The organism is Achromobacter sp. SIMBA_011 (genome assembly GCF_046535435.1).
In the GTDB taxonomy this organism is placed as follows: domain Bacteria; phylum Pseudomonadota; class Gammaproteobacteria; order Burkholderiales; family Burkholderiaceae_B; genus Achromobacter; species Achromobacter dolens.
This window is the reverse complement of sequence record NZ_JAWRWN010000168.1, coordinates 1-337: the sequence shown is the minus strand read 5'-3', so window position 1 is coordinate 337 and position 337 is coordinate 1. Positions and strand designations below refer to the sequence as shown.

Here is a 337-nt window from a genome sequence, read left to right as displayed (position 1 = left end):
GTGTTGTCGCCGGCGCGGTCGGGGACGATGTCGTGCGGCTCGACGCCGTGCTGAATCAGATAGTTCTGCATGGCGAGCGTTTCGTCGAGTCCCGGACCGTCGAGGCTGCCGCTGATGAAAAGCCGCTGGCAGCGGCCCGCGGCGGATGCCAGCGCGCCCAGATCGAAATCGACGAAATCGAATTTCGCGGGAAATGCAAAATACTCCGTGAGCAGCCGATAGGCGGGGTGCGAGCGCGAAGGAAAATCGATCAGCGCTTCGTCGTCGCTAAAACCGGCCTGACGATACGGCAGTTCCGGCAGCGCGCGCCAGCGACCGCTGCGATCGGATTCGACCC

The 337-nt window shown here is 63.8% G+C and carries 1 protein-coding gene; it reads right to left on the bottom strand.

The window, feature by feature from the left end:
- On the bottom strand, positions 1 to 337 hold a 337-nt coding region (locus SB816_RS30405), incomplete at both ends, for a type VI secretion system baseplate subunit TssF (protein ID WP_410548042.1).